General features: G+C 69.3%; 15 protein-coding genes and 1 other RNA gene. 4 read left to right on the top strand and 12 right to left on the bottom strand.

The genetic code is table 11. The features are described 5' to 3' along the window. Positions 1-93: 93 nt before the first annotated feature. From ACYVO7_RS01755 to ACYVO7_RS01715, 9 genes are all read right to left on the bottom strand, one after another. Positions 94-1,320 (bottom strand): phosphopentomutase, encoded by a 1,227-nt coding sequence (locus ACYVO7_RS01755; protein WP_460448128.1) that lies wholly within the window; start codon positions 1,318-1,320, stop codon positions 94-96. Continuing rightward, positions 1,317-2,948: an ABC transporter ATP-binding protein gene (locus tag ACYVO7_RS01750; RefSeq protein ID WP_460448127.1), complete on the bottom strand. Its 1,632-nt coding sequence runs from the start codon at positions 2,946-2,948 to the stop codon at positions 1,317-1,319. The genes ACYVO7_RS01755 and ACYVO7_RS01750 overlap by 4 nt, the downstream gene beginning before the upstream one ends. Next, positions 2,945-3,427 (bottom strand): type II toxin-antitoxin system VapC family toxin, encoded by a 483-nt coding sequence (locus ACYVO7_RS01745; RefSeq protein ID WP_460448126.1) that lies wholly within the window; start codon positions 3,425-3,427, stop codon positions 2,945-2,947. The genes ACYVO7_RS01750 and ACYVO7_RS01745 overlap by 4 nt, the downstream gene beginning before the upstream one ends. After that, positions 3,417-3,674 (bottom strand): hypothetical protein, encoded by a 258-nt coding sequence (locus ACYVO7_RS01740; RefSeq protein WP_460448125.1) that lies wholly within the window; start codon positions 3,672-3,674, stop codon positions 3,417-3,419. Before ACYVO7_RS01740 ends, ACYVO7_RS01745 begins: the two co-directional genes overlap by 11 nt. 31 nt (positions 3,675-3,705) lie before the next feature. Then, on the bottom strand, positions 3,706-4,905 hold the full coding sequence (locus ACYVO7_RS01735; protein ID WP_406856192.1) for an ABC transporter permease: 1,200 nt from the start codon (positions 4,903-4,905) through the stop codon (positions 3,706-3,708). A gap of 3 nt (positions 4,906-4,908) precedes the next feature. Continuing rightward, on the bottom strand, positions 4,909-6,027 hold the full coding sequence (locus tag ACYVO7_RS01730) for a microcin C ABC transporter permease YejB (protein WP_460448124.1): 1,119 nt from the start codon (positions 6,025-6,027) through the stop codon (positions 4,909-4,911). A 236-nt stretch (positions 6,028-6,263) separates the two neighbouring features. Then, positions 6,264-8,135: an extracellular solute-binding protein gene (locus tag ACYVO7_RS01725; RefSeq protein ID WP_460448533.1), complete on the bottom strand. Its 1,872-nt coding sequence runs from the start codon at positions 8,133-8,135 to the stop codon at positions 6,264-6,266. Between the two features lie 242 nt (positions 8,136-8,377). After that, a complete protein-coding gene (locus tag ACYVO7_RS01720; RefSeq protein ID WP_460448123.1) occupies positions 8,378-10,294 on the bottom strand; it encodes an extracellular solute-binding protein in 1,917 nt (638 codons plus the stop codon). Between the two features lie 144 nt (positions 10,295-10,438). Further along, positions 10,439-10,999, bottom strand: coding sequence for a c-type cytochrome (locus ACYVO7_RS01715; protein WP_460448122.1), 561 nt, complete (start codon positions 10,997-10,999; stop codon positions 10,439-10,441). 264 nt (positions 11,000-11,263) lie between these two features. Here ACYVO7_RS01715 and ACYVO7_RS01710 point away from each other — a divergent pair, with 264 nt between their 5' ends. Then, a complete protein-coding gene (locus ACYVO7_RS01710) occupies positions 11,264-12,007 on the top strand; it encodes a 3-deoxy-manno-octulosonate cytidylyltransferase (RefSeq protein WP_460448121.1) in 744 nt (247 codons plus the stop codon). A gap of 47 nt (positions 12,008-12,054) precedes the next feature. Further along, a complete protein-coding gene (locus ACYVO7_RS01705; RefSeq protein ID WP_460448120.1) occupies positions 12,055-12,918 on the top strand; it encodes a prephenate dehydratase in 864 nt (287 codons plus the stop codon). 6 nt (positions 12,919-12,924) lie between these two features. Here ACYVO7_RS01705 and ppc read toward each other — a convergent pair whose 3' ends face one another. The 3 genes from ppc to ACYVO7_RS01690 all read right to left on the bottom strand — a co-directional run bounded on the left by ppc (position 12,925) and on the right by ACYVO7_RS01690 (position 17,199). Next, on the bottom strand, positions 12,925-15,693 hold the full coding sequence (gene ppc, locus ACYVO7_RS01700) for a phosphoenolpyruvate carboxylase (protein WP_460448119.1): 2,769 nt from the start codon (positions 15,691-15,693) through the stop codon (positions 12,925-12,927). 68 nt (positions 15,694-15,761) lie between these two features. Beyond that, entirely contained in the window at positions 15,762-16,748 is a 987-nt protein-coding gene (gene nudC, locus ACYVO7_RS01695; RefSeq protein WP_460448118.1) for an NAD(+) diphosphatase, read from the bottom strand. A gap of 25 nt (positions 16,749-16,773) precedes the next feature. Next, positions 16,774-17,199 (bottom strand): HIT domain-containing protein, encoded by a 426-nt coding sequence (locus tag ACYVO7_RS01690; RefSeq protein WP_460448117.1) that lies wholly within the window; start codon positions 17,197-17,199, stop codon positions 16,774-16,776. Between the two features lie 97 nt (positions 17,200-17,296). Between ACYVO7_RS01690 and ffs the strand changes: the two genes are divergently transcribed. Both ffs and ACYVO7_RS01680 read left to right on the top strand, forming a co-directional pair. Further along, positions 17,297-17,394: signal recognition particle sRNA small type (gene ffs / locus ACYVO7_RS01685), an RNA gene on the top strand. 92 nt (positions 17,395-17,486) lie between these two features. Beyond that, a complete protein-coding gene (locus ACYVO7_RS01680) occupies positions 17,487-19,373 on the top strand; it encodes a DNA polymerase III subunit gamma/tau (RefSeq protein WP_460448116.1) in 1,887 nt (628 codons plus the stop codon). Positions 19,374-19,385: the final 12 nt, after the last annotated feature.

Raw genomic sequence — 19,385 nt, 5'->3', positions numbered from 1 at the left:
GGAGGGGCCCGCATCGCACAGTCATGGTTACGCCAGCTTTCCGGAACGTCAACGTTGACGCTTATGGCGCGAAACCGTCCGCGCCGGAGCGCGTCAGATCCAGCTCGCTCCCGGCGCATGGGCCGGAAGGCCGAGATGGCGAGCGACCGTCTCGCCGATGTCGGCCAGGGTTTCGCGACGCCCGATGCTGCGCGGCTGCAAGCCCGGCCCGAAAGCCAGGATGGGCGTGTGCTCGCGCGTATGGTCCGTGCCCCGCCATGTGGGATCGTTGCCGTGGTCGGCGGTGAGGACCACGAGGTCGCCCGGCCGGAGCAGGCGCTCCAGCTCCGGCAGCCGCCGGTCGAAGGCCTCAAGCGCGGCCGCGTAGCCGGCCACGTCGCGGCGATGGCCGAACTCGGTGTCGAAATCGACGAAATTGGCGAACAGGAACCCGCCGCGGGCGAGCGCGGCCGCTTCGTCCAGCATGGCGTCGAAGAGGGCCATGTTGCCGGCGGCCTTCACCTCGCGGCCCGTGGACCGGTGGGCGAAGATGTCGCCGATCTTGCCCACCGTGACGACGGCCCGGCCCGCGGCCTCGGCCCGGTCCAGGATCGTGCCGGCGGGGGGCGGAATGGCGAAGTCCTTGCGGTGGGGCGTGCGGGTGAAGCCGGTTTCCGGCGCGCCCACGAAGGGGCGGGCGATCACGCGGCCGATGCGCAGCGGATCGCACAGGCGCCGGCCGATCCGGCACAGGGCGTAGAGCCGCTCCAGGCCGAAGCTCTCCTCATGGGCGGCGATCTGGAGCACGGAGTCGACGGAGGTGTAGCAGATCGGCTTCCCGGTCCGCAGATGCTCGGCGCCGAACTCGTCGATCACCTCGGTCCCGGAGGCATGCTTGTCGGCCAGGATGCCGGGCAGGCCGCCTTCGCGGATGAGCGCCGCCGTGAGGTCCGGCGGGAAGCTCGGCTGCGTGGCCGGGAAGTAGCCCCATTCGAAATCCACGGGCGTTCCGGCGATCTCCCAATGGCCGGACGGCGTGTCCTTGCCGCGCGAGGTCTCGACCCCATAGCCCCACTGTCCGCGCGGGGCGCCGGAGCCGCCGATGTCGAGCGGCGCGCCGCCCGTCGACGCCTGCCCGGCGAGCCCCAGGCCGAGGCCGTCCATGAAGGGAAGCCGCAGCGGGCCGGAGCGCAGCCCGCTCCGGTCTCCCTCCCGGCGCGCGCAGGCGGCGGCGATATGGCCCAGGGTGTCGGCCCCCTCGTCCCCATAGGCGCCGGCGTCTTCCGCGCCGCCGCAGCCGAACGAGTCGAGCACGATGACGAAGGCGCGCGCGCCGCTCATTCGCGGACCACGCCGACATCCGCGGTCTCGAGGTCGAAGGCGGCGGCGAACAGAGCGCGCGTGTAGTCGGTCCTGGGACGCGCGAACAGCTCCGCGGCGGGCCCCTGTTCGACGACCTTGCCGTTCTGCATGACGATCACCTCGTTGGCCAGGGCCCGGACGACCTTGAGATCATGGCTGATGAACATGTAGGCCAGGTTTCGACGCTGCTGAAGATCGCGCAGAAGGTCCACGATCTGCGCCTGGACGGACATGTCCAGCGCCGATGTCGGCTCGTCGAGCACGACGAATTTCGGCTCCAGCGCCATGGCGCGCGCGATGGCGATGCGCTGGCGCTGCCCGCCCGAGAACTCGTGCGGATAGCGGTCCATGGCGGCGGGATCGAGCCCGACATCCAGGAGGGCGCGGGCGATGACCTCCCGCCGGGCCTCGTAGGAGAGCCCGCGTTCGAGCGCGTCCAGCCCCTCCCCGACGATGTCGGCGACGGACAGGCGCGGCGACAGGGACCCGTAGGGGTCCTGGAACACGATCTGCAGATCGCGCCGGAGCGGGCGCATGTCCTTGGAGCCGAGCCCGTCGAGGCGCTGGCCGAGATAGACGATCGGCCCCTCCGAGGAGATCAGCCGCAGCATCGCCAGGCCGAGCGTCGTCTTTCCGGATCCCGACTCGCCCACGACCCCTACTGTTTCGCCCTGGCGCACCGCGATCGTGATGCCGTCGACGGCCTTCACATGGCTGACGACCTTCTTGAAGAAGCCCTGCCGGATCGGAAACCAGACCTTCAGGTCCTCAGCGCCGACGATCACGGGCGCATCGGCCTTCGGCGCCGGCGGGCGGCCCTTCGGCTCCGCCGCCAGGAGCTTGCGCGTATAGGCGTGCTGCGGGTTCTCGAACACCTCGCGCACGGGCCCGGTCTCGACGATCCGCCCGTTCGTCATCACGCAGACGCGGTCGGCGATCTTGCGGACGATGCCGAGGTCGTGGGTGATGAACAGCATCGCCATGCCGTGATCGGCCTTGAGGCGGGCGAGCAGCTTCAGGATCTGCGCCTGGACGGTGACGTCCAGCGCGGTCGTGGGCTCGTCCGCGATGAGGAGATCGGGCTCGTTCGCGAGCGCCATGGCGATCATGACGCGCTGGCGCTGCCCGCCCGACAGCTCGTGCGGATAGGCCCCGAGCCGCCCTTCCGGGTCGCGGATGCCGACCTGCTCCAGAAGCTCGATCGTCCTCGCCCGGGCGGACGCGCCCGAAAGGCCCTTGTGCAGCGAGAGGATCTCGCCCACCTGCCGCTCGATCGGATGGAGCGGGTTGAGCGACGTCATCGGCTCCTGGAACACCATCGTGACGGCGTTGCCGCGCACCTTGCGCAACTCCTCCTCGGAGGCGCGCAGAAGGTCCCGGCCCTTGAACAGCACCTCGCCGGAGGGATGGGACGCCGGCGGATAGGTCAGCAGCTTCAGAACCGAAAGCGCGCTGACGGACTTGCCGGAGCCGGACTCGCCCACCAGCGCCACCGTCTCGCCGGCATGGACGTCGAAGGACACGTGGTCCACCGCCGTGGTGGTCTTTCCGCCCTGGCGGAAGACGACCGAAAGGTCACGGACGGAGAGGAGGGGGGAGGGGGTCACAGGAGAGCCTGCACGAAGCGCAAGGCAGCGTCGTCAGGGGGCATCACAGGTATTGTTTCCGGCATCCGAATCCGCTGATCATTGGTCAACACGGCGGCGCACCCTTCGGACAACGCCGAGGCTGCGTGAATGGCGTCGATGGCCCTCTTCAGGAGAGGGTCCGATCCGCCCCTCAACTGAATGCGTTCCCGGTATTCGACAGCCGCGTAGATGACGGACCGGGTGACCGGGACGAGGCCGAAGTAACCGTTCAGCACCAGCAGATCGAGATACCGTCGATGAAGAGCTGCGCCGCCGCTTCGCTTCGCTCTCGACAGAACTTCAAGAAGCGTGACCTCGCTCGTGACCCCGTGCCCCCGATGTCGGCGCAGAAGATCAAAGATGGCGATCGCCGGCTTCGCGATCTCTCCCGTTCCCTCCAATGCGTAGATGAAGACGTTCGCGTCCAGATAGACGCGCTGGGCGGGCTCAGCGTTCATCGTCCCGACCTTCCCGGATCTCGGCCATGATCTCTTCTGCCGAGCGGAAAGGAGGGCGGCGCTGCGCGAAGATATCCTCGAAACTCATGACTTGGTCACGCTCCCGCGCGCCCAAATCCTCTTGGCTCATCGAATCCGGCTCCGTGGTCTCGATCGTGACCGTGACCTCGCGAGCATCGGCGAACTCGCGCCGAAGGTCATCCGGCAGTGCGCTGACGGGGTAATGGCGCCGGACGATCTTGTTCATGCTCGTCTCCCAACCACAGTTTACCATCGCCTCATCCAAACGTCTTTCGCGGATCGAACGCGTCGCGCACGGCCTCGCCGATGAAGATCAGCAGCGACAGCATGACGGCGATCACCAGGAAGCCCGTCAGGCCCAGCCAGGGCGCCGAGATGTTGCTCTTGCCCTGCAGCAGCAGCTCGCCCAGCGAGGGCGAGCCCGGCGGCAGTCCGAAGCCCAGGAAGTCGAGCGAGGTCAGCGTCGTGATCGAGCCGTTCAGGATGAAGGGCAGGAACGTCATGGTGGCCACCATGGCGTTGGGCAGCACGTGCTTGACCATGATCTTGGCGTCGCTCAGCCCCAGCGCCCGCGCGGCGCGGACATAGTCGAAGTTGCGGGCGCGCAGGAACTCGGCGCGCACCACATGGACGAGCGCCACCCACGAGAACAGCAGAAGGATGCCCAGCAGGGTGAAGAAGGACGGCTGGAAGAAGTTGGACAGGATCATCAGGAGATAGAGCGACGGGATCGCCGACCAGATCTCGATGACGCGCTGGAAATAGAGGTCGACCTTGCCGCCGAAATAGCCCTGCACCGCGCCGGCCATGATGCCGATCACGGACGAGATCGCGGCCAGGATCAGGCCGAACAGCACCGAGAGGCGGAAGCCGTAGATCACCCGGGCGAGCACGTCGCGCCCGCCGTCGTCCGTGCCGAGCCAGTTCCATTCGAGGCTGCGGCAGCCGAGCTTCCGGCCTGCGGCGTCCGGTCCGGCCTTCTTCTCCGCGACGGGGCGGCAGACCTCGTCGGCGAGGGTCCAGGTCGGCGGCGAGGGCGCCGCCGTCGGCAGATCGAGGTTGATGGTGTTCGACGCGAACCGGATCGGCGGCCAGACGGCCCAGCCGTTCTCGGCGATCTCCTTGCGGATCACCGGGTCGCGGTAGTCGGTCTGCGCCAGGAAGCCGCCGAACTTCTCCTCCGGATAGTCGACGAAGACCGGCGCGAGCCACTCGCCCTTGTAGCGGACCAGGATCGGCCGGTCATTGGCGATGAATTCGGCGAACAGGCACAGCACGAACAGGACCATGAAGATCCAGAACGACCAGTAGCCCCGCCGGTTGGCCCGGAAATTGGCCAGCCTGCGCTCGTTGATCGGCGACAGCCGCAGCAGGCCCTTGCGCGGCAGCGGCGGCGCGAGCGGCCCGCCGGGCGACGTTTCGGGTCCGAAGGCGCGGGCCGCGACGGGTGCGTCCATGTCTCAGACCTCCCGCGTCTCGAAGTCGATCCGCGGATCGATCCACGTGTAGGTGAGGTCCGAGAGCAGGTTCACCACGAGGCCGAGCAGCGAGAAGATGTAGAGATTGGCGAAGACGACCGAGTAGTCGCGGTTGACGATCGATTCGAAGGACAGGAGCCCCAGGCCGTCCAGCGAGAACACCGTCTCGATCAGCAGCGAGCCGGTGAAGAAGGCGTGGATGAACGCCCCGGGGAACCCGGCGATCACGATCAGCATGGCGTTGCGGAACACGTGGCCATACAGGACCTGACGCTCCGTGAGCCCCTTCATGCGCGCAGTCAGGACATATTGCTTGCGGATCTCGTCCAGGAACGAGTTCTTCGTGAGCAAGGTCGAGGTGGCGAAGGCGCCCAGCGCCATGGACAGGATGGGAAGCGTCAGGTGGCGAAGATAGTCCAGCGCCTTGGCGTACCAGGGCAACTGGGCGAAGTTCTCCGACGTGAGGCCGCGCAGCGGGAAGAACGGCATGAAGGACGAGCCCTCGCCGAACAGCACGATCAGCAGGATGGCGAAGAGAAAGCCCGGGATGGCGTAGCCCACGATCACGACCGCCGAGGTCCAGGTGTCGAAGCGCGATCCGTCCTGCACGGCCTTGCGGATGCCGAGCGGAATCGAGATGGCGTAGGAGAGCAGCGTCATCCACAGCCCGAGCGAGATCGAGACGGGCAGCTTCTCCTTGATGAGCTGCAGAACGGAGACGTCCCGGAAATAGCTCTTGCCGAAATCGAAGCGCAGATAGTTCCACAGCATCAGCCCGAACCGCTCGGGCGCCGGCTTGTCGAAACCGAACTGCGCCTCCAGCTGCTTGATGAAGGCGGGGTCCAGCCCCTGCGCGCCGCGGTACTTGGACGATCCCTCGCCGGCGGAGCCGCCCGGCTGGGTCTGGCCCCCGCCCGAGAAGTCGCCGCCGGCCCCGCCGGCGATGCGCGACGTCGCCGAGGCGTCGTTGCCCTGCAACTGCGCCAGCACGCGCTCCACCGGCCCGCCCGGCGCGAACTGCACGATCGTGAACGAGATGAGCATGATCCCGAGCAGCGTCGGGATCATCAGCAGGATGCGGCGGGACACATAGGCGAACATGGCTCAGCGCCTCGTCGTCATTGCGAGCGCATCTAACCGCAGCGGCCCACGATCCACCAATCCCCTCATCCTGAGGAGCATCGCCCCTCGGCGATGCGTCTCGAAGGACGAGGGACTCCAGCGTGTGAGCGGTGGTTGAGCGCTCTGGACCCCTCGTCCTTCGAGATGCAGGCCCAAGCGGGCCTGCTCCTCAGGATGAGGGGCATTGTTGAACACGAGAACGCAGCGGCTGCGCATCAAGCCTTTCCGATTCGCTTGGCCTTGGCCTCGTCATACCACCACGTGCGGGGAGCGCCCCGGTCGTATTTGGGCTTGGTGGCCGGCCTGCCGAACATGTCCCAATAGGCCAGCCAGTGGGAGGCCTTGTACCACATGGGGATCCAGTAGCGCCCGGCGCGCAGCACACGGTCGAGCGCCCGGCACGCGGCCTCCAGCTCGGAGCGCGCATCGGCCGCCAGGGCCGCCTCGATCAGCGCGTCCACGGCCGGATCCTGGACGCCGGCGACGTTCGAGGAGCCCGGCGTCTTCGCCGAGGCCGAGCCGAACATCAGCTTCAGGCCCTCGCCGGGGGTCGGCGACATGCCGTAGCGGCGCGAGACGATGTCGTAGTCGAACTCGTCCGTGCGCCGCTGGTACTGCGCCGCGTCCACGATGCGGAAGCGCGGCTCGATCCCGAGCAGCTTCATGTTCTTGAACAGCGAGCCCGTATGCGGCTGCAGCGAGCCCGAGAAGTCGAGGAACTCGATCTCGAAGGGCTGGCCATGGGGCAGCCTCAGCGCATTGCCCTCGCGCTTGCAGCCCGCCTCCCGCAGCAGCTGGTCGGCTCGCCGCAGCAAAGCGCGGTCCTGCCCCGATCCGTCCGTCACGGGCGGAACGAAGGGCTCGCCGAACGCCTCGTCCGGGATTTTGCCGCGCCAAGGCTCCAGCAGCTTCAGCTCCTCGGGCGAGGGCGGCCCCTCGGCCTTCATCTCGGAGTTCTCGAAGTACGAGGCCGTGCGCTTGTAGACGCCGAACATGATGGTGGCGTTGGTCCATTCGAAGTCGAACAGCAGCCCCAGCGCCTCGCGCACCCGCCGGTCCTGGAACTTCTCGCGCCGCGTGTTGAAGAACCAGCCCTGCGTGCCCGAAGGGGTCTCGTCCGGAACCTCCTCGCGCTTCACCCGGCCGTCCTTCACGGCGGGGAAGTCATAGCCGTTGGCCCAGTCGCGGGAGGTGAACTCCTCGCGGAAGGTGATCGACCCCGCCTTAAAGCCCTCCAGGGCGACCTGACGGTCCCGGTAATACTCGTAGCGCACGCCGGCGAAGTTGTTCTGGCCCACATTGACGGGCAGGTCCTTGGCCCAATAGTCGGCCACGCGCCCATATTCGATGAAGCGGCCCTGCTCGAAGCGCCCGACCTTGTAGGCGCCGGAGCCGAGCGGCGGCTCCTGGGTGGCGTCCTCGAAGTTCCTCGCCGTGTAGTAGGCCTTGGAGAAGATCGGCAGCATCGCCACGGTCAACGGCAGGTCGCGGGAGCGGCCCTTGGCGTAGCGCACCATGAGGGTGGCGTCTTCGGGCGCTTCGGCGCTCTCCACCATCCGGAGGGTCTGGGCGATGAGCGGATGGCCTTTCTGCTTCAGCAGCATGATCGAGAAGGCCGCATCCTGCGCGGTCAGCTTCGAGCCGTCGTGGAAACGCGCCTCAGCCCGCAGGCGGAAGGTCTGCGTCAGCCCGTCCTCGGCCGTGGAGACGCTCTTCGCCACGAGCCCGTAGAGCGCGTCCGGCTCGTCCAGCGCCCGCGCCATCAGGCTGTCGAACAGCATCTCGACGCCCGCCGCGCCGTTGCCCTTGAGCACATAGGCGTTCAGCGTGTCGAACGTGTCGAAGGCCTGGTTGCCAAAGGTGCTGCTGATCTGCAGCGACACCGCGCCGCCGACCGGCGCCTTCGGGTTCACGTAGGCGAAATGCGGGAAGTCGGCGGGGTATTTCAGCTCGCCGAAGGTCGACAGGCCGTGATGCTCCCCCACGGCCGCGGGCGGCACGGCTGGGGTGGGCGGGCCAGTTTGCGCCGACGCGCCATCCAACTTCCAGCCCAGCGCCGCCGCGAAAAGCCCTGCCCCACCAGCCAGCACGGCCCGGCGGGACGTTTCCTTCGCCCCGCTTGCGGGGAGAAGGTGGCCCGAAGGGCCGGATGAGGGGTCTGCCCCGGCCACCCTCACCCCAGCCCTCTCCCCGTCCCGGGGAGAGGGGGCCGATTGCGGCTGCGGCGCCGGGTGCGCCCTTCGCCCCGGAACGGGGAGAAGGCGGCCGAGCGAAGCGAGGTCGGATGAGGGGTCCGCCCCGCCCGAGAGCGGCGGCGCGTCGCGGCGCTTCACTGCCGTCCCCCGGTCTTCTGCGCCAGGGCGGCGTCCCACCACCACACGGTCGGGAACGCCGGGGACGCGTAGCGGGGCATCGTGGCCGGCCGGCCGAAGCGGTTCCAGCGCGCCGTGCGGGTCGTGGGCGAGGTCCATTGCGGGACCACATAGTCGTGGGCCAGCAGCACCCGGTCGAGCGCCTTGGTGGCGGCGACGAGTTCGTCGCGATCCTTGGCGAAGATCACCCGGTCGATCAGCGCGTCCACCCCGGCGTCCTTGATGCCGGCCGTGTTGCGCGACCCTGGCCGGTCCGCCGCCGCCGAACCCCAGAAGTCGCGCTGCTCGTTCCCGGGCGAGAGCGACTGGGCCCACAGATCCGTGGTGATGTCGTAGTCGAAGCTGCGCATCCGGTTCTCGTATTGCGACGGATCGACGATGCGCAGCGAAACCGCGATCCCCAGCCGCTCCAGGGAGGGCTTGTAGAACAGGATGAAGCGCTCGCTGGTGGGATCATAGGCGAGGAACTCGGCGCTCAGCTGCTCGCCCTTGGCGTTGACGCGCTTGCCGCCCTTGATCTCCCAGCCCGCCTCTTTCAAGAGGCGGTCCGCCTCGCGCAGGTTGTCGCGCACCGCCGTAGGATTGCCGTTCACAGGGTTGACATAGGGCGTGGTGAAGACGCTGGCCGGGACCTTGTCCCTGACGCTCTCCAGGATCTGCTTTTCGAGCCCCTCCGGCAGGCCCTTGGAGGCGAGCTCCGTGCCTTCGAAATAGCTGCCGATGCGCTGGTAGAGGCCGTAGAAGACGGTCTTGTTCATCTCCTCGAAATCGAAGGCCAGGTTGAACGCCCGCCTGATCCGCTGGTCCTGGAAACGCTCGCGCCGCAGGTTGAAGACGAAGCCTTGCATGCGCCCGCTGGCGCGCTCGCTGAACTCCTCCTTGACGACGCGCCCGTCCTTCACGGCCGGGAAGTCGTAGCCGGTCGCCCAGTTCTTGGCGCTGTTCTCGACGCGGAAGTCGTACTGGTCGCCCTTCAGCGCCTCGAACAGGACGGTCGAGTCCCGGTAATATTCGAACCGGACCTGGTCGAAATTGTTCATGCCGACGCGGGTGGGCAGGTCCTTGCCCCAGTAGTCGGCGACCCGTTCGTACACGGCGTTGCGTTGCGCGTCGAAGCCCTTGAGGCGATAGGGCCCCGACCCCAGCGGCGCCTCGAGGGTGGTGTTGCGGATGTCGCGCGGCTTGCCGTCCGGTCCCGCACCCTGCCAGTAGTGCCGCGGCAGGATGGTCAGCTGGCCGACGATCTGCGGCAGCTCGCGGTTGCCCGGCTGGTCGAACGTGAAGGTCACCTCGCGCTCGCCGGTCTTCTCGGCCTTGGCCACGTGGCTGTAGTAGAAGGCCATCTGCGGGCTGACGGCCTTGTAGGATTCGAAGGAGAAGATCACGTCCTCGGGCGTGACCGGCTTGCCGTCGTGCCAGCGCGCCCGGGAGTTCAGCCGATAGGTGACGGAGGAGAAATCCTCCGGGAAGCGCACCGCCTCGGCCAGCAGCCCGTAGGCGGTCGAGACCTCGTCCAGCGCCTGCTCGGTAAGCTGCTCATAGACGAGCCCGACGCCTCCCTCGAGCTGTCCTTTGACGCCGGCCACCACCGGATTGAAATTGTCGAACGCCCCCTGGCGGGCGAGGCGCACGGCGCCGCCCTTCGGCGCGTCGGGGTTCACGTAGTCGAAATGCTTGAAGCCGTCCTGGTATTTGGGCGAGCCCAGCAGGGAGGTCGCGGTCCGCCAGCCCGGTTCGGCCGCTCGCGCCGGAAAGAGCGCCCCTGCGGCGACCACACCCGCCGCCACCGCCAGCGCGGCCCAGAGGCGCGCCCCGATCCCGATCCCGGTCCTGGGGCGCGCTGCGCCGCTCGTCGTCGTCCTGGCGATCCGCATGAGGTCTCCCGTCGCGCGCCGGTCCGGCGGCTCCACGATGTGTCGTGCGGATTATGTCGCTTTTTCGCCGGCGGGCCAGAGCCGGCCCTTTCACGCAAAAGCCGGGCTCAGGGCCCGGCTTTCGGTGTCGTCAGGCGCCTGGGATCAGGGCTTGGGGAGTTCGACGGGGCTGTCGGACAGCGAGCGCAGATAGGCCAGCACGTCGGCGCGGCGATCGGCTTCCTTCAGGCCGGCGTAGCCCATGGCGGTGCCCTGGATGTAGCCCTTCGGGTTGGCGATGAACTTGTCGAGCGCGGCGAAGTCCCACTTCTCGCCCTTGGCGCCGTGCTCCTTCAGGGAGGCCGAGTAGTTGAACCCCGCATGCGAGGCCAGCGGGCGGTCGACGACGCCGTAGAGGTTGGGACCGACCTTGTTGGCGCCGCCCTTCTCGAAGGAGTGGCATGCCGTGCAGGGCTTGATCAGGCCTTCGCCCTTCTTGGCGTCCGCCTTGGCGAGCAGCACGGGGAGCGGCTCGGACTGGGCGGCCGGCTCGGCGGCGGAGCCGCCCTTTTCGGGCTCGGCGGACGGGAGCGCATAGCCGGCCACGATCGGCCGCTTCTCGGCGAAGATCGCCTCGGCGAGGATGCCCATGCCCATGACGAAGAGCAAGGCGCCGAGCACAGCCCCCGCGATCTTGTTGAACTCGAAGGAATCCATACCGAACATTCGCTTGCTCCGACCCGTGTGGGCTTGTCTCGGCTCGATGGTTCTGGGGAGGTCCCGGCAGGCGGGCGGAAGGCGAACCATGCCCCGGGTGCGTCGACCGGAGCCCGAACGCCCATGGCGAAAGGACTCCCGCAGCGGCGACCGCAGGGCGGCGGATGATTACCCGCTTTGCGAGGCTCTTGGCAACTCGTATAAGCGCGTTCCCTTTGATACTTTTTGCCGCCCGGCTCGCCCGCGGCGGTCGCGCTCTGGCCGGAACCGCCCATGTCCGATCCCGTCGTGCTGATCCCCGCCCGGATGGCGTCCACGCGCCTGCCCGGAAAGCCCCTCGCGGACATTCTCGGCGAGCCGATGATCGTGCATGTCTGGCGCCGCGCCATGGAGGCCGCGCTGGGCCCGGTCGTGGTCGCCACCGACGAGCCCGCCATCGTCGCCGCCATCGAGGCGGTCGGCGGAACCGCGGTCCTGACCCGCTCGGACCATCCGTCGGGCTCGGACAGGATCTTCGAGGCCGTGCAGGCCTTCGATCCGGAGGGCCGGCACGACGTGGTGGTCAACGTGCAGGGCGACCTGCCGACCGTCGACCCGCGCGCCGTGCAGGCGGCGGTGCTGCCGCTCGCCAACGCGCTCGTCGACATCGCCACCATCGCGGCGCCGATCGTCCGCGAGGACGAGCGCAACGATCCCAACGTGGTGAAGCCGGTCGCCACCCCGATCGCCCCGGGACTCTACCGCGCGCTCTACTTCACCCGCGCGACGGCCCCGAGCGGCCCCGGGCCGCTGTTCCACCACATCGGGCTCTACGCCTACCGCCGCAAGGCGCTGGAGCGCTTCGTGTCGCTGCCCCCGGCGCCGCTCGAGCTGCGCGAGAGGCTGGAGCAACTCCGGGCGCTCGAAGCCGGCATGCGCATCGACATCGCGATCGTCGACGACGTCCCGCTCGGCGTCGATACGCCCCACGACCTCGAACGCGCCCGCGAGATCCTCGCCGGCCGGCGCCCGCACTGACACCGCCGGAGCGCGCCGCGCCTCCCGCACAACGCACGAGACCCTCCATGCCGAACGTCAAGAAGGTCATCGCCTACCAGGGCGAGCCCGGCGCCAACTCCCACATCGCCTGCCTGGACGTGCATCCGGACTGGGAGCCCATGCCCTGCGCCACCTTCGAGGACGCCTTCGCGGCCATCCAGGACGGCACGGCGGGCCTCGGCATGATCCCGATCGAGAACTCGATCGCGGGCCGCGTCGCCGACATCCACCATTTCCTGCCCGCCTCCGGCCTGCACATCGTGGGCGAGTACTTCCTGCCGATCCACTTCCAGCTGCTGGGCGTGAAGGGGGCCACCCTGGCGACCGTCAAATCGGTGTTCAGCCACGTCCATGCGCTGGGGCAGTGCCGCAAGATCATCCGCACGCTGGGAGCCAAGCCGGTGATCACGGGCGACACCGCCGGCTCGGCCCGCGAGGTGTCCGAGTGGAACGACGTGACCCGCGCCTCCCTGGCGACCAGCCTGGCGGGCGAGATCTACGGCCTGGAGACGCTCGCCCGCGACGTCGAGGACGAGAAGCACAACACGACCCGCTTCGTGGTGCTCTCCAAGTCGCCGGACTGGGCGCCGGCGGGCCAGGGGCCCACGGTCACGACGTTCCTGTTCCGCGTCCGCAACGTGCCGGCGGCGCTCTACAAGGGCCTCGGCGGCTTCGCCACCAACGGCGTCAACATGACCAAGCTGGAGAGCTACATGGTGGGCGGCGAGTTCTCGGCGACGCAGTTCCTGGCGGACGTCGACGGCCATCCCGAGGAGAGGCCGTTGCGGCTCGCCCTGGAGGAGCTGGCCTTCTTCTCCAAGGAGGTGCGCATCCTGGGCGTCTATCCCGCCCACCCCTACCGCCTGGAGAGCCAGCCGGCGGCCGAGTGAGGCCGCTCAGCCGGTGTTGCGCAGCCCCGCCGCGATGCCGTTGATCGAGATGAGGATGCCGCGCTGCGCCTTGTCGTCGACCTGCCCGGCGCGCCATCGCCGCAGGAGCTCCACCTGGAGATGGTTCAGTGGCGCGATATAGGCGAAACGGTGCGCGATCGAGCGCGCCAGCGACGGATTGTCCGCCAGCCGCTGCGTCTCGCCCGTGACCGCCTCCAGGGCCGACACCGTCCGCCGCCATTCCGCCTCGATGGCCCCGAAGATCGCCTCCGCCAGGGCGCGGTCCGGCACCAGCTCGGCGTAGCGCCGGGCCACCGCGAGATCCGCCTTGGCCAGCACCATGTCCAGGTTGGACAGCAGCGTGCGGAAGAAGGGCCACTCGGCGTTCATGCGCCGCAGGGTGGAGAGCCTGTCCTGGCGGTCCTCGGTCAGGAACGCCTCGACCGCGGACCCGAATCCGAACCAGCCGGGCAGCGTCACCCGGCTCTGCCCCCATGAGAAGCCCCACGGGATGGCCCTGAGGTCCTCGATGCGGCGGTTGGCTTTCCGCGAGGCGGGCCGCGACCCGATATTGAGCTCGGCGATCTCCGCGATGGGGGTGGCGGAGAAGAAATAGTCCGTGAAGCCTGGCGTCTCGTAGACGAGCGCCCGGTAGGCCCCCGTGCTCAGCGTCGACAGCGCCGCCGCGGCCTCCAGGAAGGCGGGCTCGGGCGCCTGGCGGGAAGCCACCAGGGTCGCCTCCAGCGTCGCCGCCATGATGGTCTCGAGGTTGCGGCGACCGATCTCCGGATTGGCGTATTTGGCGTTGATGACCTCGCCCTGTTCGGTGAGGCGGATCTGGCCCTTCACGGTCCCGGGCGGCTGCGCCAGGATGGCCTGGTAGCTGGGTCCGCCGCCGCGGCCGACGGTGCCGCCGCGTCCGTGGAACAGCCGCAGCGTCAGGCCGGGCTTCTCGTCGAAGAGCTTCGCCAGCGCCGTGGACGCGCGGTAGAGCTCCCAGTTGGCGGTCAGGTATCCGCCGTCCTTGTTGCTGTCCGAATAGCCCAGCATCACGTCCTGCTCGGCCCCGGAATTGCGCACCAGCGCCTCGATCCCGGGCAGGTCGTAAAACCTGCGCATGATCGGCTCGGCCGCGCGCAGGTCCTCGATGGTCTCGAACAGCGGCGCGACGATCAGGTCCACGGTGGCCCGCGATGCTTCTCCCGGCGCGAGCGTCGCCCGCATCAGCCCGCACTCCTTCTGCAGGAGCAGGACCTCCAAAAGGTCGCTGACCGTCTCGGTGTGGCTGATGATGTAGTGCCGGATGGTGTCCGGCCCGAACGCCTCGCGCAGCTCGCGCGCCCTCTCGAAGATGGCGAGCTCCGAGCGCGTGGCGTCGCTATAGACCGCTCCGCGCACCCGCAGCGAGCGCGGCTCCTGCAGCTGCGCCAGCAGCAGCCGCTGCTTGGCCTCTTCGTCCAGCGCCGCATAGGCGGGCTCGATGCGGGCGGCGGCGAGCAGCTCCGCCAGGACCGCCTCGTGCCGGTCGGAGTTCTGGCGCAGATCCGTGGTGGCCAGGTGGAAGCCGAAGACCTCCACGGCCCGGATCAGCGGGGCCAGGCGCGAGCGGATCATGGCGCCGCCATGGTTCTGGCGCAGCGAGTCGCGGATGGTGACGAGGTCCGCCAGGAAGGCCTTCGCGCCCGGATAGGGCGCGCCGGGCGCCACCGCGTGGCGGAGCGCCTCGGCCCCGGTGAGGGCATGCAGCGTTCCGGCCAGGCGGGAATAGACCCCGGTGAGCGCCCGCCGGTACGGCTCGTCGGTGCGGTGCGGGCTCTCGTCGCCCGACCTTGCCGCCAGGGCCTCCAGCTCGGACGTGCACGCCACCAGCGTGCGCGACATGGAGAGTTCGGCCCCCAGATGGTGGACCTGCGTGAGATAGTGCCGCAGCACCGTCTCGGCGTGCCGGCGCACCGCCATGTCGAGGGTGTCGACGTCGACATTGGGGTTGCCGTCGCGGTCGCCGCCGATCCAGTTGCCCATGCGGAAGAACGACGCCACCGGGCGGCCGAGCGCGTCCTCCAGCTCGGCGTAGAGGCGCGGGATCTCGGTGAGGAACGTGGATCGGTAGTAGCTCAGGGCGTTCTCGATCTCGTCCCGCACCGTCAGCTTGGCGGTGCGCAGGATGCGCGTCTGCCAGAGCTGGGCGATGCGGGCCCTGAGCAGGGCCTCGTTCTCGGCCCTGTCGCGGGCGCTCCTCAGATGGTCGCGCGCGGCGAGCAGGTCGGCGATCGCCCGTTCGGCGTCGAGCGTGCTCTTGCGCTGCACCTCGGTGGGATGGGCGGTGAGGACCGGCGACACGAAGCCGCGCCTCAGCGCGCGCTCGATCCGGTCGGCATCCACGCCCGCGTCCCGAAGCCTCTGGAAGGTCCGCGCCAGGCTGCCGTCCTGCGGCTCGTCGATCATCTCGTGGACGGCGCGGCGGCGGACGTGGTGCCGGTCCTCGGCGAGATTGGCCAGATGGGAGAAGTAGCTGAAGGCGCGGATGACCGAGACGGTCTCGTTCGGGCTCAGCCGCTTCAGCAGGGTGTCGAGATTGCCGCCCGCGGTCGCGTCGGCGTTGCGCTGGAAGGCGACCGAGAGGCGCCGGATGGCCTCCACGATCTCGAAGGCGCCTTCGCCGTCCTGCTCGCGGACGGTGTCGCCCAGGATCTGGCCGAGCAGGCGGATGTCGTCCTGCAAGGGACGGTCCTTGTCCGACGCCTCGGGATCGGGTGGAGCGATCGTCGTCCCCATCGGGCCGCACCTCTCGGCAAATCCATCAACGAACGCCGCCTCCATGCAAGCCGTGGTCCAGCTCGAGGTCAACCCGCGCGGGCGGCCCGGAAATCCTCCCCGTCCTCGGCCCAGGCGCGCAGCAGCCCGTGCGCGATGGCGATGGGCGGGGGGCAGCCGATCCCGTCCGGATGCTGGCCCTTCAGCATGCTGCGGACCTCGTCCCGCGTAAACCAGCGGGCGTCCTCGAGCTCCTTGAAGTCGACCGTGAGATCGTCGGCCAGCGCCTCGGCCACGCAGCCGATCATCAGCGACGCCGGGAACGGCCAGGGCTGGGACGCCAGGTAGCGCACCTGTCCGGTCGCGACGCCCGCCTCCTCGAACAGCTCGCGGCGGACCGCGTCCTCCAGCGTCTCGCCCGGCTCCAGGAAACCCGCCAGGCAGGAATAGACGCCCTTGACGAAGCGCGCCTGCCGGCCGAGCACGCAGCGGTCGCCCCGCACCGCCAGCATGATCACCACCGGGTCCGTGCGCGGGAAATGCTGCGCCTCGCAGGCGGGGCATTCGCGCTTCCAGCCGGCCGACCCCACCAGGGTGGGCTGCCCGCAATTCGAGCAGAAACGGTGCCGCTGGTGCCAGTGCATCAGGCTCTTGGCCTGGGCCAGCACGCCCAGCATGGGCGGCGGCAGCAGGCCCTGCATGGCGATGGAGCGCAGGTCGATGGCCACCAGGTCGTCGCCGCCCTGGTCGTTTTCGGGCGCCGGCGCGTCCAGCAGCGCGGCGTAGACGGGCGCGTCGCCGTCGAGGCCGAGGAAGGCCTCCTCGCGCACCGAGCCCATGTCGGCCACTTCGGCCGGCCTGAACAGCGCGTCATGGCCATCGGCGACGCGCCGCAGCACCGGGACGTCGCCGCGCAGCACCACGCTGCGGGCCTTCGGGGAGACGGCGAGGCCGGCGAGGTAAGCGACGTCGTCCCGGTGCTCGGCGCGCCGGTCCAGGAGGTTGACCGAATAGCCGAGGCTGGCGGACCGTTCGGAGCGCTCGCTGCGGACGGGGGGGCTGGAAAGCGTGGACATCGGCGCGTCTCCGGAAGAAGCGGTTTCAGATCCGCCCGAAGGCGCGGGAGAGCATGGCCAGGCGCTCTTCGAGCTCGGCCGCCCCATAGGGGGTGGGCGAACCGGCGCCCCAGACGGGACGCGGCCAGGCCTCATCGGTCTTGAACCGTCCGACCACATGAACGTGCAGCTGCGCCACCATGTTGCCGATCGCGCCGATGTTCAGCTTGTCCGGCCGGAACAGCGTTTGCACCACCCGCGACGCCTGGATGATCTCGCCGAAAAGGCAGGCCTGCTCGGCGTCGGCGAGGTCCAGGATCTCGCGCACGCCCGCGCGGCGCGGCACGAGGATCAGCCAGGGGTAGCGCGCATGCTTCATCAGAAGCACGCGCGAGAGCGAAAGGTCGCCGACCGTGCAGGCGTCGGCCGCGAGCCGAGGATCGAGCTCGAAGGGGGCGGAGGAGGGCGTCATGGCGGGGCACGCTAATCCAATCCGGGCGATTTGAGATGCGCTTTTCGCAGGCTCCCGCCCGCTTGTAATCGCATCCCAGATCGCCGATATAGGGGACGGGAGGTTGGTGGTGGACGTTCCACTCGCCAACCGGGTCAGGTCCGGAAGGAAGCAGCCCTAACGAGAATCGGGCGGGTTACCGTCCAGCCTCCCACCCTTCGCGGCACATTCTGGCCTCGATCGAAAGGGCTCCGCCGCGACCGTCGGCAGAGCCGTCGCACCCCGGCCATGCGTCACCACAAGGCCCGATGAGCGACGAAACCATCCCAACGCAGGACAGCGCGACCTTCGACGACGGCCCCGGCCTTCCGGGGCTCGACGCGCCGCGCGAGGCCGGGCCGGCCTCCTCCGCCGCCACGCCCTACCGGGTGCTGGCGCGCAAATATCGTCCGCAGACCTTCGACGACCTCATCGGCCAGGACGCGATGGTGCGCACGCTGCGCAACTCCTTCGCCTCCGGGCGCATCCCGCAGGCCTGGATCCTGACCGGCGTGCGCGGCGTCGGCAAGACGACCACGGCCCGCATCCTGGCCCGGGGGCTCAACTATCTGCGCCAGGACGGGACCGGCGGCCCCACCGTCGAACTGCCCGACGAAGGCGTCCATTGCCGCGCCATCATGGAGTCGCGCCACGTCGACGTGCTCGAAATGGACGCCGCCTCCCACACGGGCGTCGACGACGTCCGCCAGATCACCGACGGGATCCGCTATTCCCCGGCCTCGGCCCGCTACAAGGTCTACATCATCGACGAGGTCCACATGCTGTCAGAGAAGGCGTTCAACGCCTTCCTGAAGACGCTGGAGGAGCCGCCGCCGCACGCCAAATTCGTCTTCGCCACGACCGAGATCCGCAAGGTGCCGGTCACGATCCTGTCGCGCTGCCAGCGCTTCGACCTCAGGCGCGTGGACGCCTCCCTGCTGGTCCAGCATCTCGACCGCATCTGCGCCCAGGAGGGCGTCACGATCGACGCCGAGGCGCTCGCCATGCTGGCGCGGGCGGCCGAGGGCTCGGTCCGCGATTCGCTGTCGCTGCTCGACCAGGCGATCGCCCACGGCGCCGGCCGCATCGACGCCGAGACGGTCCGCACCATGCTGGGCCTCGCCGATCGCGGCCGGGTCATCGACCTGTTCGAGGCGGTGATGAAGGGCGACGTCGCCGCCGCCCTGGCGGAGCTGCGCGACCAGTATGATTCCGGCGCGGACCCGGCCGTGATCCTGGGCGACCTCGCCGAATTCGTGCATTTCGTCACCCGGCTGAAGATCGTGCCGGAGGCGGCGCGCGAATCCAGCGTCACCGAGGTCGAGCGGGTCCGGGGCCAGGCCGCCGCGGCGCTTCCCATGCGCGTGCTGTCGCGCGCCTGGCAGATGCTCCTCAAGGGCGTCGCCGAGGTGAAGGATTCGCCCAAGCCCATCGCCTCCGCCGAAATGGCGCTGGTGCGGCTGGCCTATGCGGCCGACCTGCCCACCCCCGACGAAGCCCTCCGGGCGCTGCGCGACGCGCCCGCCGCGTCGCCGGGCGGCGCCCCGTCCGCCCCCGGCCCCGGGGGCGGCGCGAGGGCCTCGGCGCCGGACGGCGGCGGCCGGGCCTCCGCCCTCAGCGTGGCGACCCGGTCCGAACCGCGTCCGTCCGCGTCGCCCGCGCCGGCGCGCAGCCCCGCCCCGACGGCGGCGATCCGGATCAACAGGTTCGAGGACCTGGTGGCGCTCGCGGCCGAGAAGCGCGACATCACCATGAAGCTCGCGTTGGAGAACGACGTCAGGCTGGTGCGCTTCGAGGACGGGGCGCTGGAGTTCGCCCCGACCGACACCGCCTCGCCTCAGCTCGGCAGCGAGCTGTCGAAGCGGCTGGCGGACTGGACCGGCCGGCGCTGGATCGTGGCGCTCTCCTCCGAGCCGGGCCAGCCGACCCTGCGCGAAAAGACCGCGGCCGAGGAGCGCGACCGCCTGACCAACGTCCAGGCCCATCCGCTCGTGCGCTCGGTGCTGGACGCCTTCCCGGGCGCCAAGATCGTCGATATCCGCGATTCCCAGCCGGAGCCGTCCGAGGACGCCGAAGCGGCGGTCGAAGCCGCCCTCACGCAGGGCGGGATCGATCCGGCCGGCCTCGGCCTCGACGGCTTCGACGACGACCTCTGACCCTCTCAGCGA

Source organism: Alsobacter sp. SYSU BS001988, assembly GCF_054796215.1.
Note: the sequence above shows the minus strand (reverse complement) of the source record. Positions and strands in the feature narration are given on the sequence as shown.

Bases quoted from the DNA above. Each gene is read 5' to 3' on its own strand.
- ACYVO7_RS01755 (WP_460448128.1), bottom strand. From the start codon at position 1,320: ATGAGCGGCGCGCGCGCCTTCGTCATCGTGCTCGACTCGTTCGGCTGC.
- ACYVO7_RS01745 (WP_460448126.1), bottom strand. From the start codon at position 3,427: ATGAACGCTGAGCCCGCCCAGCGCGTCTATCTGGACGCGAACGTCTTC.
- ACYVO7_RS01740 (WP_460448125.1), bottom strand. From the start codon at position 3,674: ATGAACAAGATCGTCCGGCGCCATTACCCCGTCAGCGCACTGCCGGAT.
- ACYVO7_RS01735 (WP_406856192.1), bottom strand. From the start codon at position 4,905: ATGGACGCACCCGTCGCGGCCCGCGCCTTCGGACCCGAAACGTCGCCC.
- ACYVO7_RS01730 (WP_460448124.1), bottom strand. From the start codon at position 6,027: ATGTTCGCCTATGTGTCCCGCCGCATCCTGCTGATGATCCCGACGCTG.
- ACYVO7_RS01720 (WP_460448123.1), bottom strand. From the start codon at position 10,294: ATGCGGATCGCCAGGACGACGACGAGCGGCGCAGCGCGCCCCAGGACC.
- ACYVO7_RS01715 (WP_460448122.1), bottom strand. From the start codon at position 10,999: ATGTTCGGTATGGATTCCTTCGAGTTCAACAAGATCGCGGGGGCTGTG.
- ACYVO7_RS01710 (WP_460448121.1), top strand. From the start codon at position 11,264: ATGTCCGATCCCGTCGTGCTGATCCCCGCCCGGATGGCGTCCACGCGC.
- ACYVO7_RS01705 (WP_460448120.1), top strand. From the start codon at position 12,055: ATGCCGAACGTCAAGAAGGTCATCGCCTACCAGGGCGAGCCCGGCGCC.
- ppc (WP_460448119.1), bottom strand. From the start codon at position 15,693: ATGGGGACGACGATCGCTCCACCCGATCCCGAGGCGTCGGACAAGGAC.
- nudC (WP_460448118.1), bottom strand. From the start codon at position 16,748: ATGTCCACGCTTTCCAGCCCCCCCGTCCGCAGCGAGCGCTCCGAACGG.
- ACYVO7_RS01690 (WP_460448117.1), bottom strand. From the start codon at position 17,199: ATGACGCCCTCCTCCGCCCCCTTCGAGCTCGATCCTCGGCTCGCGGCC.
- ACYVO7_RS01680 (WP_460448116.1), top strand. From the start codon at position 17,487: ATGAGCGACGAAACCATCCCAACGCAGGACAGCGCGACCTTCGACGAC.